This window comes from Streptomyces sp. NPDC028368, from assembly GCF_055565615.1.
On record NZ_JBVHTY010000001.1, the window covers coordinates 466,899 to 482,204 of the forward strand.

Here is a 15,306-nt window from a genome sequence, read left to right on the forward strand (position 1 = left end):
CGGCGAATCAACCCGTGTAGGGGTTTGTGCCGTACGACTGGAGTGCTACGCCAGGGGCGAGCGTCATCACCTGGGTGTACGGGGACGTCAGGGTTCGGCGACCGGCCACACTCCTCACGGCCGTTGCGCGCTATGCAATGCGAGTTGCAACTCTTGCCTTGACGAACGGCACGGGCCACCCTGGCTGCCACATCCGCGATCCGCGATCACCGAAGCCGAGGTGTGGCATGAGCGCAGGACGAGGCATATGGACCGGAAGAGGGGCAGGCGTCGGCCGTCGGCAATTCATGGGCATCGCCGCGGTCGGGGTGGCGGGGCTCGTGGTCAGGGACGCGGCCCCCGCCCCGGACCGGCGGCACCGCAGCGGACGCCACCCGCGTGCCGAGCGGCCGCTCTTCCTGGGGACGTACACCTCGAAGGAGGGCGGCGGCACCGGCGTCGGGCTGGCGTCGTACGACCCCACCAATGGCCTCATCACCGCGACCGGAGTGGTGGCGGGCATAGCCGATCCCTCCTATCTGACGCTCCCGCCGTCCCGCCGCACCGTCTATACGGTCGATGAGCAGGAGGCGGGCGGCGTCACCGCCCTCGCGCTGCCGCCCGGTGGTGCGCCGCCCAAGGTGCTGGGCACACAGTCGACCGGCGGCGCCGGGCCCTGTCATCTGTCGGTGCATCCCAGCGGGCGCTGGCTGCTCAGCGCCAACTACCTCTCCGGCAGCGTGGCCGTGCATCCGATCGCCCCGGAGAGCGGCGCTCTGGGGGCGCGAACGGACCTGGTCACCCACTCCAGTCCAGCGCCCGGACCGGGCCAGGACGGGCCGCATGCGCACCAGATCATCACCAGCCCCGACCGCCGCCATGTGCTCGCCGTCGACCTCGGCAACGACACGGTGTACACGTACCGGCTGGACGAGAGCGCCGGCCGGCTCACCCAGGTGGCGTATGCCGCGCTGCGGCCGGGCGCCGGTCCCCGGCACCTGACCTTCCACCCCTCCGGCGCGTTCGCCTATCTGGCGAACGAGGTCGACAACACCGTGGTGGTCTGCGGATACGAGCGGCGGAGCGGACGACTGACGCCCGGTGCACCGCAGTCGACCGGGACCGGCGCGGGCACCAGCTACCCGGCGCAGATTCTGGTCACCCGGAACGGCCGCTTCGCCTATCTCGCCAATCGCGGGCACAACAGCCTCACGCGCTACGCCGTGGAGGCGGCCGGAGCGCGGTTGCGGCTGCTGGACACGGTGCCGGTGGGCGGGGACTTTCCGCGTCAGATCGCGTTCTCGCCGGACGAGCGGCTGCTGTTCGCGGCGAACCAGAAGTCCGGGTCGGTGACGGTGTTCTCGGTGGACGGAGAGACGGGGGCACTGGGGAGGGTGGGCGAGCCGTTCGCCGCACCGATGGCGGTGTGTGTCCTGCCGTTGTGAGCCGCGGGCCCGCCGGAACGGAGGCGTCCGGCGAGCGGGTGAGGACGGCCGGCCGGCGGGGTGAAACACTACGGCCGCGGGTGAAACACTCCCGCAACAGCGCTGCACGGTTGGCGCGTTAGCGTCGGCCCCCATGAGCACGGTGAGCACGGGAACGGCGCAGGACGACGCCACATCCGCGGACGGGACAGCGGCGGCCCAGGACGGTCTGCGGCAGGGCCTCAAGCGCCGCCATATGCAGCTGATCGCGCTGGGCGGGGTCATCGGGGCCGGGCTGTTCGTCGGCAGCGGTGTGGTCGTACGCTCCACCGGGCCCGCCGCCGTGCTGTCCTTCCTGGCGGCCGGTGTCCTGACCGTACTGATCATGCGGATGCTGGCCGAGATGACCGTGGCCCGCCCGGCACTCGGCTCGTTCTACGCCCATGTCCGCGAGACCCTCGGGCTCCGGGCGGGGTTCACGGTCGGCTGGCTGTACTGGTACTTCTTTGTGATCGTGGTCGCCGTCGAGGCGGTGGCGGGCGGCCGGATCATTCAACTGTGGCTTCCCGGTGTCCCGTTGTGGGCGGTCAGCCTGGTTCTCATGACGCTGCTGACCGCGAGCAACATGGTCTCGGCGCGCTCCTACGGCGAGTTCGAGTACTGGTTCTCGTCGATCAAGGTCGTGGCGATCGTCGTGTTCCTCTTCCTCGGCGCGCTGTACGTACTGGGGCTGTGGCCGGACGCCCGTGGCGGGCTGGGCAATCTGACCGCGCACGGCGGTTTCGCGCCGGAGGGGGCGGGTGCGGTGCTGGCCGCCGTCGTGCCCTGCATCGGCTTCTTCACCGGCGCGGAGATCGTGACCATCGCGGCCGCCGAGTCGGTGGAGCCGGAACGGGCGGTGGCTGACGCGATCCGCTCCATCGTGCTGCGTGTGGTGGGTTTCTACGTGCTGTCCATCTTTCTGGTGGTTGCGGTGGTTCCCTGGACCTCGAAGGCGATCGAGGTGAGTCCCTACGCCGCGGTGCTGGACCGGCTGGCGGTGCCCGCGGCCGGAACGGTCATGAACGCCCTGGTGCTGATCGCCGTGCTGTCCTGCCTGAATTCCGCGCTGTACACCTCGTCCCGGATGCTGTTCGCGCTCACCCGTAACGGGGACGCGCCGCGCGGCTTCACCAAAGTGAGCGGGAGCGGAGTGCCGCGGCGGGCACTGCTCGCGGGGACAACGGTCGGTTATCTGTCGGTGATCGCGGCCTGGATTTCGCCCGATGTCGTCTTCTCCTTCCTCATCAACTCCTATGGCGCCATTGCCTTGTTCGTCTATCTGGCGATCGCCGTCGCCCAGGTGCGGCTGCGGCGCAAGCTGGAGCGGACCGAGCCGGAACGGCTGACGCTGCGGATGTGGCTGTTCCCCTGGCTCAGCTGGGTGACCATCGCGCTGATGGCCCTGGTGATCGGGGCGATGGCGTTTCTGCCGGACAGCCGCGCGCAGTTCTGGCTGAGCCTGCTGACGGTGGCCGTGGTGCTGGCCGCGTACGAAATACGGCGCCGACGGGCATAAAGGTCGCGGCGCCTGCACCTACGCCGGCGGACGTGTAATGCGGGCAGGCCGTCCGCGGCGCCACGGACGGCCTGCATTCCCCTCGGCCGCATTACCCCCGGCCGAATCCTCCGGTCCGAACCCGGAGTTCCCGGATTTCGGTCAGTTCCCGGAAGTCGGTCAGTTGACGCCGGAGCGCCGTACGGCAAGTCGCATACCCGGGTAAATGATATCCGGGTCCGCGCCGATCACCTGACGGTTCAGCCGGTAGAATTCTTGCCAGCGCCATCCGTGTACGGAGGCGATGCCGCTGACCGTGTCGCCCGGGTTCACGATGACGGAATCGCCGGTACTCCGATGGCGTGCCGCTTTCCACCGCTTCTCCGGGGACGGTGCGGCGTGCGGGGCCGTGGTGCGCGGAGTGGTCGTGCCCGGTGTCGTGGTCCGTGGGGTTGTCGTTCGTGGGGTCGTGGTCCGCGGCGTGGCCGACCCCCGCAGGCCCAGCGAGGCCGAGCAGGCGGGCCAGGCGCCCCACCCCTGCCGGGCCAGCACCCGTTCGGCCACCTGGATCTGCTGCAGCCGACTCGCCCGCGCCGCCCGTGCCGCGTAGCTGCCGCCGCCGAACGAGTGCCAGGTGCGGTGGGCGAACTGCAGTCCGCCGGAGAATCCGTTCCCGGTGTCGGCGTGCCAGTTGCCGCCGCTCTCGCACCCGGCCAGGCGGTCCCACGTCCCGTTGCTGACCGCGTCCGCCGACCCCTCGGCCGCCACGTTCAGCGCGCCGGCCGCCAGGAGGACCGCGGCCGCCGTGACACCCCGCATCCCACGGCCCCGGTATTCACCCCGGCCCGCGGATTCCGCTGCCTTTCCCGGTGCCTTTTCCGCTGCCTTTTTCGCTGCCGGTTCCGATACCTGAGTAAATTCCATTACTTGCTCCCGTCGCTCGCCGCGCAGTTACCTGGCGGCCATTCAGGAAACGTGGCACTCTGTCACGTATCGCCCTTGCGTTGCCTCGTACTGCCCTGTGCAGCGAATTCCGCGAGGTGCCATGAATTCGACGGGTCAGACACAACCACGCCCGGAGTTCGCATCGACAGAGCGCGCGGTAGCGCCTTCGCCGTCGGCCTTGCCCCCTTGCCGCCACATCGGGGACAGGAGCCGTCGCATGGCACACCCGTAGGGCGGGTAGGGGCGCACCCTTCATGCCGGAGGCACGTGAACCCCCGGTTTACCGACCGCCCGTTCCCCTCCGGGGTGTCCGCCGGGCGCACTCGTGGGACTCGGTGCACACGCGCGGCGCAGGTCCGCACGCACCGCGCACGGCCCCTTTCGGCCGTGCCGCGCTCACCCGGCGTCGCCCGGCATGACGTACTGCCGTAGCAGATCGCGCAGTTCCGCCTCGAACTCGTCGTAGCGGACGCGGAGTTCGGCACCCGGCCAATGACCTGGCAGCAGGGGGTCCGGGAGCAGTGGGTCGGTCAGGAGATGGCGCAGCATCGCCGCCGAGACCGTGAAGCGTTCCGCGGGAGTGGCGGCCCCGTCAAGAGCGGCCAGCAGGGCGCGCGCCCGCGCCGACCAGCCGGGCAGATCCCACAGCGTGCGCGCCAGCGCCGCCGGGTCGTCGTCCGGGGTGCCGGTCAGCAGGGTGCACTGCTCGGTGACGACGGCCGGGCGGGGCCGTTCGAGGTTGCCGGGCCGCAGCCAGGTGCCCTCCCGCAGCTCGGCCAGCCGCAGCGCCGCCATCGCCTGCCGCAGCGCGGTGCGCTCGGCGGCCGGCCGGCGGTCGACGCTGACCACGGCGATCTCCCAGTCACCGTTCCAGGGCCGGGTCCTGGGCGACCGGCTCTCGTCCTGCCGGGCCTGACGGGCCAGCAGCCGGTCGGTGAGCTCGTACGAACCGTCGCGCTGGCGCAGGTCGCCGGCGGCCACCATCCGCGAGAGCGCGACCCGGATGGTGCCCTCGGCGGTGCCGAAGAGTTCGCCGACCCGGACCAGGGCACGCGCGGGCATGCGGGGCGGGTGGTGCCCGAGGAGGGTGCTCAGCACGATGGAGCGGGCGGTGAGCGGCCGCAGCGCGAGGGAGTCGTCGTTCATATGTGCCCGGGATTCTAGCCACGGCACGGCGCCATCCCTTTGCTCCGGTCTTACACTCTTCCCGCGAGTGTTCTGAATCTGTAACGTCAAGGGTATGACCGTCACTCACGAAGTCCTGAATCAGGCCCCGCCGCTGACCGGGTTCAGCACGGCGGACGAACCGGCCCTGCTGGAGGCGCTGCGCCGGGAAGGCGCCGAGTGGGGCGAGCCGGAGGTGACCGCGCTGGGGGCGCTCGCCGGTACGCAGGCGGTACAGGACCAGGCGCGCTGGGCCGAGGAGCAGCCGCCGCGCCTGCACACCCACGACCGCTACGGGCACCGCGTCGACGAGGTCGAGTTCCATCCGGCCTGGCATCAGCTGATGACCGTGGCGGTGGAGCACGGTCTGCACGGCGCGCCCTGGACCGACGACCGCCCCGGGGCGCATCTGGTGCGCGCCGCGAAGTTCTACGTCTGGTCGCAGGCCGAGCCGGGGCACGGCTGCCCGATCTCGATGACCTACGCCGCCGTCCCCGCGCTGCGCGCCGCCCCGGACCTCGCCGGGCAGTACGAGCCGCTGCTCGCGGCCCGTACCTACGACTTCGGTCTCCGGCCGCCGCTGACCAAGTCCGGCCTGATCGCGGGCATGTCGATGACGGAGAAGCAGGGCGGCTCCGACGTGCGGGCCAACACCACGCGTGCGGTGCCCGCCGCCGACGGCACCTACCGCATCACCGGCCACAAGTGGTTCACCTCCGCGCCGATGAGCGATGTGTTCCTGGCGCTGGCGCAGACGGCGGAGGGGCTGACCTGCTTCCTGGTGCCGCGGGTGCTGCCGGACGGCACGCTCAACGGCATGCGGCTGATGCGGCTCAAGGACAAGCTGGGCAACCGCTCCAACGCCTCCTCCGAGATCGAGTACGACGAGGCGGTGGCGTGGCCGGTCGGTGAGCCGGGCCGTGGGGTGCGGACCATCGTCGAGATGGTGAACATGACCCGGCTGGACTGTGTGCTCGGTTCGGCGGCCGGGATGCGGGCGGGGCTGCGGCAGGCGCTGCATCACACCGCCCATCGGCGGGCGTTCGGGCGGGCGCTGGACCAGCAGCCGCTGATGCGTTCGGTGCTGGCCGATCTCGCGATCGAGTCGGAGGCGGCGACGCTGCTGGCGATGCGGCTGGCGGCGGCGGTGGACCGGGCGCAGGCCGGTGACGCCGGGGAGGCGGCGCTGCGCCGGCTGGCGCTGGCGGCGGGCAAGTACTGGGTGTGCAAGCGGGGCAGTACGCATGCGGCGGAGGCGCTGGAGTGCCTGGGCGGCAACGGCTATGTCGAGGAGTCCGGCATGCCGCGGCTGTACCGGGAGGCGCCGCTGCTGTCGATCTGGGAGGGCTCGGGGAACGTCGCGGCGCTCGACGTCCTGCGGGCGCTGGGCAAGGAGCCGGCCGCGCTGGACGCCTTCTTCGCCGAGGTGGACGCCGCCGCGGGCGCCGACCGGCGGCTGGACGCGGCGGTGGCCGGGATCCGCGGGATGCTCGGCGGACTGGCCGTTGCGGAGCGGGCCCAGCTGATGGCACGGACCCTGGCGGAGCGGATGGCGCTCGTACTCCAGGGATCGCTGCTGGTGCGCTACAGCCACCCCGCCGTGGCCGACGCGTTCTGTGCCTCGCGGCTCGGCGGGGAGTGGGGCCATGCCTTCGGCACGCTGCCCACCGGCGTCGATCTGGGGGCGGTGCTGGAGCGCGCCCAGCTCAAGGGCCCGGCTGCGGCGCGGGGCGCGGCCTGATGTCCGTACGGGTGGAGCGTACGGGGCCGGTCACGACGGTGGTGCTGTCGCGGCCGGCCGCTCGCAATGCCGTGGACGGCGCGACGGCTCGCCAACTTGCCGATGCCTTCCGGGAGTTCGAGGCGGATGACGGGGCGAGCGTCGCGGTGCTGTGGGGCGAGGGCGGCACGTTCTGCGCCGGCGCGGACCTCAAGGCGATCGGCACCGAAGGCGGCAACCGCGTCGCGCCGGACGGCGACGGCCCGATGGGGCCGACCCGGCTGCGGCTGAGCAAGCCCGTGATCGCGGCGGTCGCCGGCCATGCCGTGGCCGGCGGTCTGGAGCTGGCGCTCTGGTGCGATCTGCGGGTGGCGGAGGAGGATGCGGTCTTCGGGGTGTTCTGCCGACGCTGGGGGGTGCCGCTGATCGACGGCGGTACGGTGCGGCTGCCCCGGCTGATCGGGGCGAGCCGGGCGCTGGATCTGGTCCTGACGGGCCGCCCGGTCCCGGCCGGCGAGGCGCTGGCCATCGGCCTGGCGAACCGTGTGGTGCCGGCCGGCACGGCCCGCGTGGAGGCGGAGCTGCTGGCGGCGGAGATCGCCCGCTTCCCGCAGGCGTGCCTGCGCAGCGATCGCGCCTCCCTGCTGGATCAGGAGGGCAAGGACGAGGAATCGGCGATGGCCGGTGAACTCCGTTACGGACAAGAGGTGCTGTCGCAGGGGCTGGAGGGCGCGGCGCGGTTCGCGGCGGGCGCGGGGCGGCACGGGGAGCCGGACCGGCGCTGATCTGCTGCTCAGGAGGGCGCCGCGATGCCCGCCGTCCCCGCGCGCCACGGCCGGGCAGCCGCGACGCGGCCGGTGAACGGTGTGCCGGATCGGCCGGTGACCGCGGGCGTTCAGGACCGTGGGCGCCGGCCGCCGAATGCCGCCAGCGTCCGTTCGAGCATCGGCATCGCCCGGACCACCCGGCGGGAGCGGATCAGCGCGTCCCAGGCGGGCTCGCATTTCTTCCAGCCGCCGGCGTAGGCGAGGTGCCGTAGCCGTTCATGCGGCCCCGGCTGGGACGCCGCGCCGCGCCAGATGTTCGACCAGCGGTAGAAGTCCCGGTAGGCGCGCCAGTAGCCGTCCTCCAGTTGGCGCGCCGTCATCCCCTTGGGCCGGTAGACGACGTGGCGGGTGTCGTAGAGGTCCCAGTCGCGGTGGACGATCCGGTCCTCGGACTCCAGCTGCTTCCACAGGCCGGTCGTCGGGTACGGCGTCATGATGTGGAACGTCGCCGTCTCGATGCCTTGCCCGACGGCCCATTCCACCGTGCGGTCGAACACGTCCGGACCGTCCTGGTCCAGCCCGAAGACGAAGCTGGCATTCACCATGACGCCGGCGTCGTGCAGGCGCCGTACGACGGCCGCGTAGTCCCGGCCGATGTTCTGGTCCTTCCGCCGCTCGGCGAGATTCTCCCCGTTGACGGTCTCGAAGCCCACGAACAGGCTGCGCAGCCCCGCGTCCACGGCCCGCTCCAGCAGCTTCGGTTCCAGCACGGACTTCACCGTGCCGGCCGCCTGCCACAGCCGCCCCATCCCGGCCATCCCGTCGAACAGCGCCTCCGCGAAACGCCGGTTGCCCAGCAGATGGTCATCGAGAAAGTACAGATGCCGGCCGGGAAGCCGCTCGATCTCCGCCAGGGCGTCGTCGACAGCCTGGGTGTAGAAGGACTTGCCGCCCTCGAAGAAGGCGTCCTTGTAGCAGAAGTCGCAGTGGTGCGGGCAGCCGCGCGACACCACGATCGAGTTGGGCACGAGGTACAGCTGACGTTTGATCAGATCGCGCCGCACCGGAGGCAGTCCGGCCAGGGTCCGCAGCCGGGAATCGTAGCGACGGGCCGGTACACCGTCCCGGAAGTCCTTGAGGAACAGCGGCCAGGTGTCCTCCCCCGGCCCGGTGAAGAGGGTGTCGGCATGCGCCTCGGCCTCCTGCGGAAGTGAGGTCACATGCAGGCCCCCCATGGCCACATGGACGCCCCGTGCCCGGAAGTGGTCGGCTATCTCGTAGCTGCGCCGGGCCGAGGTGATGTACGGCTGGACCACCAGCAGGTCGGGGGTCTCCAATGCCTCGATGTCGACCCGCTCCACATGCTCGTCGTACAGCTTCACCTCGTCATCCGGATCCAGGTAACCGGCGAGGGTCGCGAGACCCAGAGGCGGAAAGAGCGAGTACTTGACGGGCCGGAACAGCGGGCTGGTCGCCTCGGTCAGGGCAGGCAGGATCATCGTTACGCGCATGACTGGCCAGACTTCGGCGCGGGCGGGCCGGTTCCGTTGCCGAGCGAACGATCGTTTTGCGCGTTTGGGTGAAACTCTTGAGCGTTTGCGGGTCCTCGTGCCCTCGCTCGGCTTCACCGGGGTCAACTTCTGGTTCGGCGGTACGGCCGGTCCGCTCACCGCCGACGCACCGGCGAGCGTGACGGTGCACGAGAGGTCCGATGGAACGGCCGTCATCGGCGTCAGCGACCCGATGCGCGCCCGGACCGCACTGAAGCTGACGTGGAACCGGCCGGTCGCGGCGGTCCTGTCCAGGCCGCCGACGGTCGCCTCCGCCACCACCGGAGCCTCCCTCGCCCTCACCTTCGGCGATCCCACGGCCACCGGAGGGGTCAGCCAGAACGTTACGGTGCGGCTGGGCCCGATCCCGTAGCCGGCGGGCTTGCCACGCTCCCGCCACAGGATGCCCGCACCCGCAACTCGGGCAGCAGATCGAGGTGTTGACGAGGCGCCATCGAGGGTGTCGCCTCGGTTCCGGGGTCCGCGGCCTCGGCGATACGGGTCAGCAGCAGCCGCGCCGCCATCGCCCCGACCGCCCGCTTGGGGGGTGTCACCGCCGTCAGCGGCACCTCCGCGAGCGAGGCCACCTCGTCGTCGTACGCGACCACCGCCAGGTCCTGCGGAACCCGGACCCCGCGCTCGCGCAGCCGCGCCACCAGCGCGAGGGCGTCCGCATCGCTGTGCACCAGCGCGGCGGTCACCCCGTCACCGGCGATCGCGGCGGCCAGCTGCTCCAGCGTCTGCTCCAGCCGCTCGGCGCCGCTCGCCGAGGGGCGGGTCACCAGCTCCGGGACGGGCTCCGCCGCCGGCCTCAACGACCGCACCGCCGCGTGGAAGCCGTCCCGGATCCGGCCCGCATGCACGCTGTCCTGCACCGCGAGGGCGATCCGCCGGTGCCCCAGACCGGTCAGGTGCCGGACCGCCATCGCCGCGCCGTGGGCCCGGTCCGTACCCACCCGGTCCAGCTCCGCCGCGGGGCTGCCCGGTGCCACCCATCGCTCCACGAGCACCACGGGCGCGGCGCCGGTCAGCAGCCGCTCCTGCCGTGCGGCGGAGGGCACCCCGTCCTGCCAACTGGGCGCCAGGAGCAGTCCGTTGGCCCCGGCACCGAGCAGTCGCTCGATCTGTGCGGCGTCTTCCGCCGGCCGGTAGCCTGTCAGGCCGAGCAGCAGTCGGCCGCCCCGCTCCTCCACCGTTTCGCGGGCGCCGCGGACCACGTCACCGAAAAAGCGGTCGACGGTCGGGACGACCATGCCCACCACCGGCGCCGCGGGTTGCGGCGCGGCCGACGGCGAGTCCGGCGCCGTCGCCCCTCCGGGCCACAGCACGGCGCCGTGCCGGCGCACCAACACCCCGCGCTCCGACAGCGTTTCCACGTCCCGTCGCACCGTGACGACGGACACCCCCAGCTCCGCCGCCAGGTCCGCCACCCGCAGGCTGCCGCGTTCCCGCACCAGCGCGACCACCCGTTCGTGACGCCGGTCGACATGCATCCGCATGGTGTCCCCGCCCCGGTTCTCTCCCGTTCCCGTCCTGGTCAGGGCAGTGTACGCAGCGCCCGTCGGGGGCTTTCTTGAACGTGTTCAATTCTGCGCGTACTGTCGGCCCCGGAACGTCCGGACCGTTGTGGAAGGGGGACGTGGTGACCGTATTGGTCCATCTCATCGTCATGCTCGGGATGTTCGTGGTGATCCCGCTGGGGCTCTCGCTGATCGACGGGCCCGGCCTGACCGGCATCCGGAGAATCTGGCCGCTCGCCGCCGTCGCGGGCTCGCTCGCACTGTGGCTGCCGCGCGGGACCCTCGCCGTCGTCTGCGCCGCCGGGTACGCGGCCGCCACGGTTGCGCTCGCCGTACAGGCACCGCGGCGGCTGGCCCGCAACCGCTCGCTCGCGCCGTCCGAGATCGCGATCCTCACCGCGCTGGCCACCCCGGCCGTCGCGGGACTGGCACTGGTCGCCGAACGCGCCGGGCACCGGCTGTTCGGCTTCGACCTCGGCATCCTGGCGCTGACCGTGCCGCACTTCCACTTCGCCGGGTTTGCCGCCGCCCTGATCGCGGGGCTTGTCTGCCGCGGCACCGGCGGCGGCCGGGCGGGCCGTCTCGCGGCGCTCAGCGTCCCGGTCGGCACCCTCCTCGTGCTCGCCGGCTACTTCATCGACGACTGGGCCGAGCTGGCCGGTGCGCTGGTCCTGACCTGCGGCATGTGGCTGGTGGGCCTGCTCACCTGGCGCGACCTCAAGGCCACCGGACCCGACCGGACCACCCGCGCGCTGCTCGGCTGCTCGGCGGTGATCCTGGTGGCCACCATGCTGCTCGCGCTGAGCTGGGCGCTCGGCGAGGCGACCGGCCTGCCGCATCCCTCCCTCGCCTGGATGGCCGCCACCCACGGCCTGGGAAACGCCCTCGGCTTCGCGCTGTGTGCCATCCTCGCGCAGCGCCGCCGGCACCCCGCGGCGCGGTGAGCCGGGGCAGGAGCCGACGCCACTACCCGCCCTACCACCCCCTGAAGGAGCGCCACGCATGAGCGACGTCAACTACCCCGAGGCAGGCGCCACCCGACGCACCCCGCTGCCCGCCGGCTACTCCCACCTCCATGTGAAGATGCCGATCGGAATGGGGCGCGACGCCCTGGTGGCGGCGGGCGAGGCGGTCACCACCTTCCGGATGCACCGCTCGGCGGGTGCCATCATCCAGGCCGACGCCACCCGGGCCGCACCGGGCGTGGCCGTCGAGGTGGGGCTGGGCATCGGTCCGCTGCAGCTGCGGGTGCCGTGCCGGGTGGTATGGACGGCGGCCGACGCGGACTGCATCGGCTTCGCGTACGGCACCCGGGAGGGGCACCCCGAATGCGGCGAGGAGGCATTCCTGGTCGAGCGGCAGGCGGACGACAGGGTGTGGTTCACCGTCACCGCGTTCAGCCGCCCCGCCGCTTGGTACACGCGGCTCGCGGGTCCGCTGGTCCCTGTGCTCCAGCGCTGCTACGCCCGGCACCTCGGCCGGACCCTCCGCCGGCTGGTGAAACGGGCCGCCGACCGCTCCTCGCTCACACCCTGATGACGTGCGGAAACGCGTAGTTACCGACAGGTAGTCCGCGCCACTGCTGATCGCCATACGTCCACCTCTGATTCATCATTCCGTCACCACCGCCCCTGCCGGCCGTGAGAGAAAACCAGGCATGTGTGAAGACGAACTGATCCCGCCGCAGGCGGACATGACCGAGCGGGAGTGGCTGCGGGCCGGCTCGGAGGCGACGGCCGGGCCCGAGATGCGCACCACGGGGAGGGTGCCGCAGTGGGTGAACCGGCGGACGCTGCTGGGCGGCGCGATGGCCGGTGCGGCGCTCACGGTGCTGGCGTCGGGAGCGCAGTCGGCCACCGCGTCCGCCGCGCCCCGCCTCGGGGCTCCGGGAGCCTTCCCGTTCCCCGAACACCCCAACGGGAAGGGTGAGTTCGCCGTCCTGGTCACCGGCGACGCGGGAACGGGTGATGAGGCGCAGTACGCGGTGGCGGCCGCCGCCCGGGATGTGTGCCGGACCGAGAAGATAGGGCTCGCGATCGGGCTCGGCGACAATATTTACGAGAACGGGCCGGAGTCGGCGCACGACTCGGAATTCCAGGACAAGTTCGAGAAGCCGAACAGCGGTATCGATGTGCCGTGGCTGATGGTTCTGGGCAATCACGACTGCTCAGGTCTGATCCCCGGCAGCGGCGGCGACCCGTCGCGCGGCGACCGTGAGGTCGCCTACGCCACGACGTCGAAGCGCTGGTACATGCCGAGCCGTTACTACAGCGTGCCGCTCCCGGCCGCCGACCCGCTGGTGGAGTTCTTCGCCATCGACACCATTCCCTGGTCGTCGTATGTCGCGCAGCTCGACCCGTACTTCCGCTGGGACGGCCCGTACATGCGCGAGCAGCGGAGCTGGCTGGACGGCGCGCTGCGCGCCTCGCGGGCCCGCTGGAAGGTGGTGCTGAGCCACCACCCGTACCTGAACAACGGCAAGCACGGCAGCGCCGGTTCGTACGACGGTTTCCAGATCGGGAACTACACCAGCGGCGTCCACCTCAAGGACATGTACGAAAAGGTGGTGTGCGGGCGCGCCGATCTGATTCTGTCCGGTCACGACCACACGCTGCAGGTGCTGGAGCCGACGGCGCGTACCGGCGGTACCCGGCAGGTGGTGTGCGGGGCATCGGCCAAGACGGAGGACGGCAAGGCGCACTTCACGAACCCGGCGGCCTGGCAGAACTTCTCCGACCACGGGTTCATGGTGCTGAAGGTGTCGGACGCGCGGCTGACCATCGATGCGTACACGGTCGATGTGGCGACGCGGACGGCCACCTTGGCGCACCGGACGCGGCAGACGGGGCCGGTTGCGGCGGCGCGGGCGCACGCCTGACGCGGCGCACGCCCGCCGATGTCGACCAAATGGCAGATTTTTACGGGTAGTTGACTACGGGTAGTTGACCAGGTTCGCGACATTGCTGTTCGCGTCCGAGGGGCCGCCGGCGCCATTGATGATGTGGTGGATGGTGCCGGTGCCGCCCAGTGAGACGGTCACCATGTCGTGGAAGCGCACCGTCGGGGGGTCGAAGATCTGGACGTTCGGGCCGAGGTCGGGATCGGCCGCGGCGGCGTCGGCCTGCGGGAGGGCGAGGGCCGCGGCGCACGCCGCGAGGAGGGCGGCGAGGACGGTGCGGGGTTTCATGGCGGTCTCCTACCAGGTGAAGGTGGCCGAGGCGCCGGCCGGCAGGTCGTAACCGACGTGTTGGCCCTGCCAGTTGATGACGGTGCGCTGGGTTGCTCCGGTGTCGTTGTAGGCGATCAGCGCCCTGGAGCCGTCGGGGTTTCGCCAGGCCACGTTGGGGACGGTGGCCGAGGCCGTCGACTCGATGCGCCGGGCGCCCGGACGGACAAATTTGGTGAGGTGGCCCATCGTGTAGTACTCGATGGTGTAGTCGACGGTGCCGTGTGCTCCGTCGCCGTTGTGGACGGTGACCAGGCCGGTGCAGGTGGCGCAGCCCCCGTAGTGCGGGCCGCCGTTCTGGTCGACGGCGAGGGACCATTTGATCCAGCTGCTGCCCCAGTTGCGGGTGTAGTCGATGAGGTTGTGCATGTCCTCCCGCTGCTGGTTGGTGATCCACTGGCCGCCGGAGTGCTCGGTGTCGTACGCGACGAGTGCGGGGTACCGGTCGTGCACCCGGGTCTGTTCGGCGACATCGCCGCCGTAGCCGTGCCAGGCCATACCGCCGAAGTTGGGGTGGCTGCGGATGGCCGGGTCCTCGACGGTGGGCGCGGCGAAGTCGGCGTACTTGTCCCAATTCCAGTCCAGAGCAAGGACTTTGGTGGACAGGCCGGCGTTCTGCAGCGCGGGCAGCAGGTTGTTCTTGGTGAAGTAGGCCAGGCCCGAGCCGTTCCACTGCATCGACGGGTAGCCGGCACAGCAGGTGGGTTCGTTCTGTACGGAGACATAGTCGACGGGCACGCCGTGGTCCTGGTAGGCCCGCAGGTACCTCACGAAGTACCGGGCGTAGGCGGCGTAGTACTTCGACTGGAGCCGGCCCTGGTCGAGCCGGTCGTTGTCCTTCATCCAGGCGGGCGCGCTCCAGGGCGAGGCCATGACCTTCAGGGCCGGGTTGAGGCTGCGGGCCTGGGCGGTGAGCGGCAGGACGTCGGCGAGGTCGTGCGCGAGGGTGAAGTGCTGGAGGTCCGGGTCGGCCTGGCCGGCCGGCATGTCGTCGTAGGTGTAGCCGAAGCGGGCCAGGTCGGAGGCGCCCATGGGGTTGCGGAGGAAGCCGAGGCCGATGCCGTCGGCGGGGTCGAAGAGCTTCTTCATCGTCGCGTCGCGGGTGGCGTCGCTCAGTGCGCCGCTGCTCTTCAGCAGCCACGCGGCGGTGTCGGTGAAGGAGGCGCCGCCGCCTTCGAACGTCTGGTACGCCTTCGACTCATCAATGGTGATATCGGCCGTGCCGGGGGCCCCGTCGCCGGGGGTGAAGGTGAGCGGATCCTGTTTCTCCAGCCCTTTGACGACCTGGCGGCCGCCGGGGTCGGAGGTGGTGGTGAGGTGGACCTGGACCTGTTCTTGGGCGGTGGGTCGGTGGGTGGCCGGTGTCCCGACGGCCGTGTACGCCAGTGCCAGGGCAGCGGTGACCGCCCCGGCCGCGCCGGTCAGGGCGCGGCGGAATCTTCGGGTTCTCACGATGCGGAGCGCCCTCCTGTGG

Annotated in this window: 14 protein-coding genes; 8 read left to right on the plus strand and 6 right to left on the minus strand. The window is 71.4% G+C overall.

Annotated elements, in window-relative coordinates; genetic code table 11:
* The first annotated feature begins 227 nt into the window (after positions 1-227).
* Both ACZ4S3_RS02070 and ACZ4S3_RS02075 read left to right on the plus strand, forming a co-directional pair.
* The gene (locus ACZ4S3_RS02070; protein WP_467924610.1) at positions 228-1,424 is read left to right on the plus strand and encodes a lactonase family protein; all 1,197 of its coding nucleotides are present in this window, start codon (positions 228-230) and stop codon (positions 1,422-1,424) included.
* Between the two features lie 133 nt (positions 1,425-1,557).
* The gene (locus ACZ4S3_RS02075) at positions 1,558-2,961 is read left to right on the plus strand and encodes an amino acid permease (protein WP_467924612.1); all 1,404 of its coding nucleotides are present in this window, start codon (positions 1,558-1,560) and stop codon (positions 2,959-2,961) included.
* 159 nt (positions 2,962-3,120) lie between these two features.
* Here the strand turns inward: ACZ4S3_RS02075 and ACZ4S3_RS02080 are convergent, their stop codons facing one another.
* A complete protein-coding gene (locus ACZ4S3_RS02080) occupies positions 3,121-3,759 on the minus strand; it encodes a transglycosylase family protein (RefSeq protein ID WP_467924614.1) in 639 nt (212 codons plus the stop codon).
* A gap of 522 nt (positions 3,760-4,281) precedes the next feature.
* Positions 4,282-5,031 carry a PaaX family transcriptional regulator C-terminal domain-containing protein gene (locus tag ACZ4S3_RS02085; protein WP_467924616.1) on the minus strand — a complete coding sequence of 250 codons (750 nt, stop codon included), beginning with the start codon at positions 5,029-5,031 and terminating at the stop codon, positions 4,282-4,284.
* A gap of 94 nt (positions 5,032-5,125) precedes the next feature.
* Between ACZ4S3_RS02085 and ACZ4S3_RS02090 the strand changes: the two genes are divergently transcribed.
* Positions 5,126-6,790: an acyl-CoA dehydrogenase family protein gene (locus ACZ4S3_RS02090; protein ID WP_467924618.1), complete on the plus strand. Its 1,665-nt coding sequence runs from the start codon at positions 5,126-5,128 to the stop codon at positions 6,788-6,790.
* Entirely contained in the window at positions 6,790-7,554 is a 765-nt protein-coding gene (locus ACZ4S3_RS02095) for a crotonase/enoyl-CoA hydratase family protein (RefSeq protein WP_467924620.1), read from the plus strand. Before ACZ4S3_RS02090 ends, ACZ4S3_RS02095 begins: the two co-directional genes overlap by 1 nt.
* Before the next feature lie 110 nt (positions 7,555-7,664).
* On the opposite strand, the gene ACZ4S3_RS02100 is transcribed toward ACZ4S3_RS02095, so the two are convergent.
* Positions 7,665-9,047: a B12-binding domain-containing radical SAM protein gene (locus ACZ4S3_RS02100; protein ID WP_467924622.1), complete on the minus strand. Its 1,383-nt coding sequence runs from the start codon at positions 9,045-9,047 to the stop codon at positions 7,665-7,667.
* Positions 9,048-9,132: 85 nt separating this feature from the next.
* On the opposite strand from ACZ4S3_RS02100, the gene ACZ4S3_RS02105 reads away from it, so the two are divergent.
* Complete coding sequence (locus ACZ4S3_RS02105; protein WP_467924624.1) at positions 9,133-9,459, plus strand: polysaccharide lyase beta-sandwich domain-containing protein; 327 nt, start codon at positions 9,133-9,135, stop codon at positions 9,457-9,459.
* On the opposite strand, the gene ACZ4S3_RS02110 is transcribed toward ACZ4S3_RS02105, so the two are convergent.
* Positions 9,431-10,585 carry a LacI family DNA-binding transcriptional regulator gene (locus ACZ4S3_RS02110; RefSeq protein WP_467924626.1) on the minus strand — a complete coding sequence of 385 codons (1,155 nt, stop codon included), beginning with the start codon at positions 10,583-10,585 and terminating at the stop codon, positions 9,431-9,433. The genes ACZ4S3_RS02105 and ACZ4S3_RS02110 overlap by 29 nt on opposite strands.
* A 143-nt stretch (positions 10,586-10,728) precedes the next feature.
* Between ACZ4S3_RS02110 and ACZ4S3_RS02115 the strand changes: the two genes are divergently transcribed.
* The 3 genes from ACZ4S3_RS02115 (at position 10,729) to ACZ4S3_RS02125 (ending at position 13,484) form a co-directional block, all read left to right on the plus strand.
* Positions 10,729-11,550 carry a YndJ family protein gene (locus tag ACZ4S3_RS02115; protein WP_467924628.1) on the plus strand — a complete coding sequence of 274 codons (822 nt, stop codon included), beginning with the start codon at positions 10,729-10,731 and terminating at the stop codon, positions 11,548-11,550.
* Positions 11,551-11,608: 58 nt separating this feature from the next.
* Positions 11,609-12,142 (plus strand): DUF1990 family protein, encoded by a 534-nt coding sequence (locus ACZ4S3_RS02120; RefSeq protein WP_467924630.1) that lies wholly within the window; start codon positions 11,609-11,611, stop codon positions 12,140-12,142.
* A 121-nt stretch (positions 12,143-12,263) separates the two neighbouring features.
* The gene (locus ACZ4S3_RS02125) at positions 12,264-13,484 is read left to right on the plus strand and encodes a metallophosphoesterase (protein ID WP_467924632.1); all 1,221 of its coding nucleotides are present in this window, start codon (positions 12,264-12,266) and stop codon (positions 13,482-13,484) included.
* Between the two features lie 54 nt (positions 13,485-13,538).
* On the opposite strand, the gene ACZ4S3_RS02130 is transcribed toward ACZ4S3_RS02125, so the two are convergent.
* Together ACZ4S3_RS02130 and ACZ4S3_RS02135 are read right to left on the minus strand one after the other, a co-directional pair.
* Positions 13,539-13,793, minus strand: a complete 255-nt coding sequence (locus ACZ4S3_RS02130) for a hypothetical protein (protein ID WP_467925247.1) — start codon at positions 13,791-13,793, stop codon at positions 13,539-13,541.
* Positions 13,794-13,802: 9 nt separating this feature from the next.
* Complete coding sequence (locus tag ACZ4S3_RS02135) at positions 13,803-15,287, minus strand: glycoside hydrolase family 30 protein (protein WP_467925213.1); 1,485 nt, start codon at positions 15,285-15,287, stop codon at positions 13,803-13,805.
* Positions 15,288-15,306: the final 19 nt, after the last annotated feature.

Bases quoted from the DNA above. Each gene is read 5' to 3' on its own strand.
- ACZ4S3_RS02095 (WP_467924620.1), top strand. From the start codon at position 6,790: ATGTCCGTACGGGTGGAGCGTACGGGGCCGGTCACGACGGTGGTGCTG.
- ACZ4S3_RS02110 (WP_467924626.1), bottom strand. From the start codon at position 10,585: ATGCGGATGCATGTCGACCGGCGTCACGAACGGGTGGTCGCGCTGGTG.
- ACZ4S3_RS02075 (WP_467924612.1), top strand. From the start codon at position 1,558: ATGAGCACGGTGAGCACGGGAACGGCGCAGGACGACGCCACATCCGCG.
- ACZ4S3_RS02070 (WP_467924610.1), top strand. From the start codon at position 228: ATGAGCGCAGGACGAGGCATATGGACCGGAAGAGGGGCAGGCGTCGGC.
- ACZ4S3_RS02130 (WP_467925247.1), bottom strand. From the start codon at position 13,793: ATGAAACCCCGCACCGTCCTCGCCGCCCTCCTCGCGGCGTGCGCCGCG.
- ACZ4S3_RS02090 (WP_467924618.1), top strand. From the start codon at position 5,126: ATGACCGTCACTCACGAAGTCCTGAATCAGGCCCCGCCGCTGACCGGG.
- ACZ4S3_RS02120 (WP_467924630.1), top strand. From the start codon at position 11,609: ATGAGCGACGTCAACTACCCCGAGGCAGGCGCCACCCGACGCACCCCG.
- ACZ4S3_RS02085 (WP_467924616.1), bottom strand. From the start codon at position 5,031: ATGAACGACGACTCCCTCGCGCTGCGGCCGCTCACCGCCCGCTCCATC.
- ACZ4S3_RS02080 (WP_467924614.1), bottom strand. From the start codon at position 3,759: ATGCGGGGTGTCACGGCGGCCGCGGTCCTCCTGGCGGCCGGCGCGCTG.
- ACZ4S3_RS02100 (WP_467924622.1), bottom strand. From the start codon at position 9,047: ATGCGCGTAACGATGATCCTGCCTGCCCTGACCGAGGCGACCAGCCCG.
- ACZ4S3_RS02125 (WP_467924632.1), top strand. From the start codon at position 12,264: ATGTGTGAAGACGAACTGATCCCGCCGCAGGCGGACATGACCGAGCGG.